Raw genomic sequence first — 6,436 nt, forward strand, 5'->3', positions numbered from 1 at the left:
TGCTGCTGCTGCTGCTGCTGCTGCTGCTGCTGCTGCTGCTGCTGCTGCTGCGCAACTAGCTCGTTAATGCTTCCCGCAGCCTCCGCCCATTCCCCTTCCAGCCCAGACAAATCGGCATATACGTTCCAATTACCGCTTTTGACCGCTTCCACCACGCGCCGGATTTCTCCTATTGCCGTGCGCTGAACGGATCGTTCGCTATTTTCAGTTTCTGACATTGTTTTCTCCTGTTCAATTAAAGTGAATGCTTGCACTGTTTCCTGGGAAACCTGCGAGCCGTTTTCTTGCAAATCGGTTTTTCCGACACCGTCCACCCAATCCAGCGGATCGTTAGGAACCCGGCCGCGGCCGGTTTTTCCTGTTTTTCTCGTAGTCATTTATTCTCCTGTTCTTAAATTTAATAGCTGATGTTATTGTTGTTTCCCCGCCCAGCCTTCGCTGCAAGACCTGGAAGCTAAAACTCAATTTTCCAGGCTTCCTGCGGCTTGGTACGCCACTTGAAGTTTAACGTGTCGCGTTATATTATTGCCGGCATGATTCAAACGTTCCGCTGCAAACATACTGCCGCCATTTTTATAGGCGAAGAGTCCCGCAAGTGGCCTAATGCCTTCCAGCTTTTGGCATTGCGCAAACTGGAAATGTTGCATTCTGCTCGCGCTATCGACAATTTGCGTTATCCGCCGGGCAATCGCTTGGAAAAACTGTCCGGTGACCGAGCTAATCAGTGGAGTGTCCGTATCAATCAGAAATGGCGTTTGTGTTTTAATTTTGAAAACGGCAACGCCTATGATGTTGAAATCGTCGATTATCATTAAGGGAGCCCCCACATGACTATTCATATTGAAGACATAAACAGCATAGATTTTTCCGATGTCACTACCGGAAACAAGTTGCCCCCCATCCATCCCGGCGAAATCCTGCGCGAAGAGTTTTTGGCCCCGCTTGGCATGACCGCGAACGCGCTGGCGTTGGCGCTCAAAGTTCCCGCGCCGCGCATTAACGACATCGTGCGCGAAAAACGTGCTATTACGCCCGACACGGCGTTGCGTTTGGCGCGCTATTTCGGCGGACCGGCTGAGTTTTGGCTGAATTTGCAAACCGCTTACGACTTGCGTTTGGCTAAGCAGCAAGTTTTGGCCGCTATTGAGCGGGATATTGTGCCGCGCGAGGCGGCTTGAACTATATATTGACATTGTCATCATTGATTCTTCTGTTCTTAAATTTAATATCCGGTGTCCACGAAAGACACGAAAAAGCTTTAATTACTTTCCCGCCAAGTCTTATCGGCGATCAGGGTGTGCACCAGTGCGCAGTAATCGTTTGCGCCCGCACTGTCCGGCGCGTAATCGAAAATGCTTTGCCCGTAGCCCGGCGCTTCGGCCAGGCGCACGTTGTTGCGGATAACGCCCGGCAACAAATGCTCGCCAAAACGGTCCGCCAGCCGCGCCCGCACTTCGCGATGCACGGCCAGCCGCTGATCGTAACGGCATAACAGCAAGCGCAAGCGCGACCAGGAAATCCCGGCGGCTTCCATGCGCTGCATCAGCCGACTGATGCCCTGCATGCTCAAAAATTCCGGTTCCAACGGCGTCAACACGCAGTCGCAAGCGGCCAGCAACGATGCGACTTCGTCGTTCCAGGTCGGCGGCGCGTCGACGACCAAATGGCCCGCCAAATCGTCCAAACGCCGAGTCAGCTTGCGCGCCGGCGGCGGATTGCAGTCGCCCGGCACCAAGTCGAGCCGCTCGGCGATGCGCTTTGGCCCTTCGCCCGCCGTTGCCCCGGCCAGCCAATCGCTGACATTCCAGCTTAGCGTTTCGGCGCGAAAGCCCAGGGCCGCGCTTAAATGCGTCTGCGGGTCCAGATCGACCAGCGTGACCGGCTCGCTATGCCAACGCGCCAGTCCGCAGCCCAGATTAATGGCGGTCGTGGTTTTGCCCACGCCGCCTTTTTGGTTGAAGATCACGACTTTCATTCAAGGCCTTTGGCTATGTCGATAACAGTCCGGCAAGGTACGCAATGCGTATCCTGCGATTGGACCAATGCAGCAGGCATGGCTGTTACGATCCGTGCGGCAGGAGTGCAAGCTTTGCCTACAGGACGTAGGCAAGGAGCGGAAGCTTTGCTTGCACTGGCAGGCATAGCCTGCACTCCGGCCTGCTTCGGAATGCGTGTAACAATAAGCGCGAAATGCGGGAACCATAAGTTCAAGTTTCGGGAAGTTATTGTTGACCCAATCCATACCGGCGTTTACGGACGAAAGCTCAGAAGACGGACTTGAAAACATTGTTTGTACCGTCTCAAGCGGCATTTCGCGCCGACTCCAGCATTTTGCGCAAATCGACAGCCTGGTCCGACACCAGGCGCTGGATGTCGAGCATGATCGCCACTTTGTCGCCCTGTTTGCCGTAGCCCTTGATGACGCTGTCGCTGCCGCCGCCGAATTGGTTGACCTGGTCTATGCTGGCCGCCGGTATTTCCAGCACTTCGCTGACGTGGTCCACGACCAGCCCGATCAGTACGTTGTCGATGTCGAGCACGATAATGACGGTGCGCTCGGTATAGTCGATTTCGGCCATGCCGAAGCGGATGCGCACGTCCATCACCGGAATCACTTTGCCGCGCAGGTTGATCACGCCTTTAATAAACGGCGGCACGTCCGGCACTTCCATAATCCGCTGCATGCCGACTACTTCGGTCACGTAGCCGATACCGATGCCGTACTCCTCGGCGGCCAGGCCGAAGGTCAGGTACATGTCCTCGATGTTGTCTTCGTCGTTGAACACCAGTGCGGTGTTTTCGTTATCCGCGCCGATTTGGCGCGTATCGATGTCTGTCGTGTCCGACATTTCAATCTCCTAGAATGTTGTGTAGTTGTAAGTAACCGCCGGTAATTCAGACCTTCCAGGTTTTTACTGGAGCCGCTCCCGGCGGCTCCAGCACTTCCGCCATCCCTGGCAGTCGTAAAACCTGGAAGGTCTAACTCTCTAAATTTTTGCTGGCTCCCAGTTCCATTTATCCCTCTGTACTCTGCAAGGCGCACATCAGCAGCGACAGGGTTTCCTCGTTTTATTGATCCTCATTCCTACGCGCTGCGTGGGAATGCAGTATGGGACGCGCTGCGTCCTGCATTTGTAAGGCCGGCATTTCAACGCATTAGCTTCTGCTCGCGGCGCAGCGCGCCTTGACGGCATTCCCACGCAGCGCGTGGGAACGAGATAAACGCCCTCGTTTATATTCCGGTTCACTGCAAAGCCCGCATCAGCAGGAACGGAATTTTTTCCAACGGCGCAATGCTGCTCGCGCCGCCCAGTTTGTAAGCGACCTGGGGCATGCCGAACACCACCGAGGTGGCTTCGTCCTGGACCACGGTACCGCCGCCCGCCTGCCGGATTTGCAGCAAGCCTTCGGCGCCGTCCTTGCCCATGCCGGTCAGAATGGCCGCCGCGGCGTTGCGCCCCGCCATTTGCGCCACCGATTTGAACAGTACGTCCACCGAAGGACGGCTATAGTTGACGGCTGCGCCTTCGTTCAGTTCGACCCGGTATTGCCCGCCCGAACGCACCACGGTCATGTGGCGCAAGCCGCCCGGCGCGAGCAGCGCCCTGCCGGGCAGGATGCGGTCGCCGTCCTCGGCTTCTTTGACCTGCATTTTGCAAATAGTGTTCAGGCGCTCGGCGAAAGTGGCGGTAAATCCGCCCGGCATGTGCTGGACGATGACGATGCCGGGCGCGTTGGCCGGAAACGCCGGCATAATGCGGCTCAACGCTTCGACGCCGCCGGTGGAAGCGCCGATCGCGATGACTTTGTCGGTGGTTTCGCTCAAGCTGCTGACGGCCTCGACGTCGCGCCGCCCGGCGCGCTTGAAATAAGCGACGTTGACGGCTGCGGCGGCTTTGATCCGGCGGTTGATGTCGTCGGTCATTTTCGGCAGTTCGTCCACGACGCCCAGTTGCGGCTTGGCGATGACGTCCACGGCGCCGGATTCGAGCGCTTCGAGGCTGATGCGCGCGCCTTGCCGGGTCAAGGAGCTGATGACTACGGTCGGTATCGGCATGACCGGCATGAACCGCTTCAGAAAAGTCACGCCGTCCATGCGCGGCATTTCCACGTCCAAGGTAATCACGTCGGGCTGCAATTCGACCATCAGGTCGCGGGCCGTATAAGGATTGGAGGCTTCGCCGACCACTTCTATTTCGGGGTCGCGGCGCATGCCGTCGGACAGGATTCGCCGCACCAGCGCGGAGTCGTCGACAATCAGCACGCGAACGGCTCGGTTACGGTTCGTCATTAAGCCGCCTTCCGGTAAACGCCGCTTTGTACCGGAATCCAGCGCGAGCCCAATTCGCGCAACGACACGGTAACGCTGGTCAACAGCCAGCCGCCGGGTTCGGTGACGTCGTAGATTGCGTCGATCACTTCGCGCTGCTGGGCGCGGTCGAAGTAATACAGCACGTTGCGGCAAAAGACGACGTGGAAGTTCTTTTGGAACGGATAAGGGGCGGACTTCAGGTTAAGCCGCCGAAACGTACAGGCGCGGCGCAGGCCGTTTTGTACCCGGTATTGGTCCAATCCGACCGGGTCGAAATAACGCGCCGTTATCGCGTTCGGCGTTTGCGCGAGGTGGGTGCGGCCGTAAACGCCGGCTTCGGCATGGGCGATCACCACGTCGCTGATGTCGGTGCCCAGAATCGCCAGCTTGCGCGTGGCCCAATCCATTCCTCGCATCTCCGCCGCTATGATGGCCAAGGTATAGGCTTCGTCGCCGGTGGAAGCCGCCGCACTCCAAATGCGCGCGTCCGTTTGAGGCAATGTGGGCAGTATCCGCTCCTTAAAATAGTCCAACACCTGCGGCTCGCGAAAAAAATAGGTGTGATTGGTGGACGCGGCATGAAGCACGGCAAACTGCAAATCCTGGTTGAGGCCGGACATCAGGCTGTCCGCCAGCGTATCAAGGTCGGCTATGCCGTAGCGCTCGCAAACTCGCTGCATGCGGTTAATCAACAACAGTTTTTTCTTTTCGGGATAAATCATGCCGGAGCGTTGATGCAGCCAGTCGCGCAGGCGACGGTAGCACTGGTCCAAAGACGCAGTCACGTCCGACAATTGCAGTAATTCGTTCATGTCCGGCCTCCTCGAGCCAATTCTTCGCAATCGAGCACGACGGCAACTTCGCCGGTTCCCAGCAACGCGCAACCGAGGCTGGCGCGAATGGCGCTAAGCTGCCCTTGCAACGGTTTCATCACCACTTGCTGCTGGTCGTACATTTCGTCGACGGGCAGGCCTATCGGGCCGAAACTGGTTTTGAATACGACAATGATCAAGCTATCCAGCGGCTGTAGCGCTTGGCAATCTTCGCCGTAAAAGCGTTGCAGCCGGCAAATCGGCACCATGTCTTCGCGCACCTTGATCAGCTCCGCGCCGTGGTCGGCCGAAACGGTGCTGATCTGCGCCGCCTCGGGACGGAACACTTCGCTGACCACGTCGACCGGCGTCGCGTACAAGCGCTGGCCGACGCGCATCACCAGGCTGTCGAGAAAAGCCAATGACAGCGGTATCGAAAGATTGACGCGCGTACCTTGTCCGGTTTTGCTGTCGACGCTGATCCGTCCGCGCAAGTCTTTCATGGTGGCGTTGAGCACATCCATGCCGACGCCGCGCCCGGACAGGTTGGTCACGGTTTCGGCGGTCGAAAAACCCGGCTGGAAAATAACTTTCCACAGATTCTGGTCTTCGGGGTTTTCGTTGACGCCTATCAAGCCGCGTTCCTTGGCGCGCGCGAGGATTTTTTCGCGATGCAGGCCGCGGCCGTCGTCCTCCACGGTAATCTGGATGTCGCCGCCCAATTGCGCGGCGGCAAGCGTGATGCGGCCGGTTTCGGGCTTGCCGGCGGCCAGCCGTTCGTCGGGCGATTCCAAACCGTGGTCGGCGGAATTGCGCACGACGTGCACCAGCGGCTCGTAAAGACGGTCGGCGACTACTTTATCGATCTCGGTATCTTCTCCGGCCAGCGCCAACTCGATCTTTTTTCCGGTTTGCCGCTCAAGTTCGCGCACCATGCGGCGCATACGGCGGAATACGTCGCCCACTGAAACCTGGCGCAGTTCGGCGGCGGTATCCTGTATTTCGCGCACCACCATTTGCAGCCGGTGCGCGGAGTTTTCAAATGCGGATAATTCCAATCCGGCCAAATCGGCGCTATGAACGACTTCGGATACGCCAAGACTCAATTCGCCGACCAAATCCATCAGCCGATCGACCTTATCGGCTTGCACGCGCAGGAAAACCGCTTGCGTGTTGGCTGATAATATTTCCGGTGATGCGGCTGCTGCTGAGGGGGTGGCGTTTGTTAAACGCATGAGCGCCACCTTAAAAAGAAGCAAGAATAAAAGCTTGACAGGCTATTGCTTTTCTGGGGGGGGGGGGGGGGGGGGGG

9 protein-coding genes are annotated in these 6,436 nt (G+C 57.7%); 3 read left to right on the forward strand and 6 right to left on the reverse strand.

Annotation, left to right across the window (positions count from 1 at the left end; translation table 11 throughout):
• Positions 1-377, reverse strand: a 377-nt coding sequence (locus EKO24_RS03750; protein WP_206667202.1) for a hypothetical protein, incomplete at its 3' end; no start/stop codon positions are given.
• 132 nt (positions 378-509) lie between these two features.
• Here EKO24_RS03750 and EKO24_RS03755 point away from each other — a divergent pair.
• Positions 510-815: a type II toxin-antitoxin system RelE/ParE family toxin gene (locus tag EKO24_RS03755; protein ID WP_241674383.1), complete on the forward strand. Its 306-nt coding sequence runs from the start codon at positions 510-512 to the stop codon at positions 813-815.
• Between the two features lie 12 nt (positions 816-827).
• Positions 828-1,178, forward strand: coding sequence for a HigA family addiction module antitoxin (locus EKO24_RS03760; RefSeq protein ID WP_127027561.1), 351 nt, complete (start codon positions 828-830; stop codon positions 1,176-1,178).
• A gap of 80 nt (positions 1,179-1,258) precedes the next feature.
• Here EKO24_RS03760 and EKO24_RS03765 read toward each other — a convergent pair whose 3' ends face one another.
• Complete coding sequence (locus tag EKO24_RS03765; protein ID WP_161990565.1) at positions 1,259-1,975, reverse strand: ParA family protein; 717 nt, start codon at positions 1,973-1,975, stop codon at positions 1,259-1,261.
• Between the two features lie 15 nt (positions 1,976-1,990).
• Here EKO24_RS03765 and EKO24_RS03770 point away from each other — a divergent pair, with 15 nt between their 5' ends.
• A complete protein-coding gene (locus tag EKO24_RS03770; RefSeq protein ID WP_127027562.1) occupies positions 1,991-2,281 on the forward strand; it encodes a hypothetical protein in 291 nt (96 codons plus the stop codon).
• 19 nt (positions 2,282-2,300) lie between these two features.
• On the opposite strand, the gene EKO24_RS03775 is transcribed toward EKO24_RS03770, so the two are convergent.
• The 4 genes from EKO24_RS03775 to EKO24_RS03790 form a co-directional block, all read right to left on the reverse strand.
• Positions 2,301-2,849, reverse strand: coding sequence for a chemotaxis protein CheW (locus EKO24_RS03775; protein ID WP_127027563.1), 549 nt, complete (start codon positions 2,847-2,849; stop codon positions 2,301-2,303).
• Positions 2,850-3,244: 395 nt separating this feature from the next.
• Positions 3,245-4,291: a protein-glutamate methylesterase/protein-glutamine glutaminase gene (locus tag EKO24_RS03780; RefSeq protein WP_127027564.1), complete on the reverse strand. Its 1,047-nt coding sequence runs from the start codon at positions 4,289-4,291 to the stop codon at positions 3,245-3,247.
• Positions 4,291-5,124 carry a CheR family methyltransferase gene (locus EKO24_RS03785; RefSeq protein WP_127027565.1) on the reverse strand — a complete coding sequence of 278 codons (834 nt, stop codon included), beginning with the start codon at positions 5,122-5,124 and terminating at the stop codon, positions 4,291-4,293. Before EKO24_RS03785 ends, EKO24_RS03780 begins: the two co-directional genes overlap by 1 nt.
• Positions 5,121-6,359, reverse strand: a complete 1,239-nt coding sequence (locus EKO24_RS03790; protein WP_127027566.1) for a chemotaxis protein CheA — start codon at positions 6,357-6,359, stop codon at positions 5,121-5,123. Before EKO24_RS03790 ends, EKO24_RS03785 begins: the two co-directional genes overlap by 4 nt.
• Positions 6,360-6,436 lie beyond the last annotated feature (77 nt).

Source organism: Candidatus Methylobacter oryzae (genome assembly GCF_003994235.2).
Taxonomy (GTDB): domain Bacteria; phylum Pseudomonadota; class Gammaproteobacteria; order Methylococcales; family Methylomonadaceae; genus Methylobacter_A; species Methylobacter_A oryzae.